General features: G+C 52.2%; 1 protein-coding gene. It reads right to left on the bottom strand.

Annotated features, from left to right (window positions below; genetic code table 11):
* The coding region (locus tag EXT47_RS23680) for a phosphopantetheine-binding protein (RefSeq protein ID WP_240701676.1) at nucleotides 1-387 on the bottom strand (387 nt) is incomplete at both ends.

Here is a 387-nt window from a genome sequence, read left to right as displayed (position 1 = left end):
GCCAGCGCTGCCAGCTTAGGCTGGTTGAAAATCTCCCGCAGCGGCAAAGTCACCTCAAAGGCTTCGCTGCAGCGGGCCACCAGTTTGGTGACCAGCAAGGAATGTCCCCCTAACTCAAAAAAGTTGTCCTGGATACCAACCCGTTCAAGCAACAGTATTTCCTGCCAGATCCGGCATAAGGTTTTTTCGGTCACGGTTTGCGGTGCAACATACGCACCGCTTAAGGAGCTTGCTTCAGGCTCTGGTAGAGCATTACGGTCAACCTTACCATTAGCGGTTAACGGCAAATGCTCTAGCAACACAAAGGCGCTGGGCACCATATAGTCAGGTAAGGTTTTACGCGCATGCTGACGCGCTTCTTCGATTAACCGCGCTTCATGACTATCT

The organism is Pseudoalteromonas sp. CO342X (assembly GCF_004208915.1).
Taxonomy (GTDB): Bacteria; Pseudomonadota; Gammaproteobacteria; order Enterobacterales; family Alteromonadaceae; genus Pseudoalteromonas; species Pseudoalteromonas maricaloris.
The sequence above is the reverse complement of the archived record's forward strand: the minus strand, read 5'-3'. Positions and strand labels throughout refer to the sequence as shown.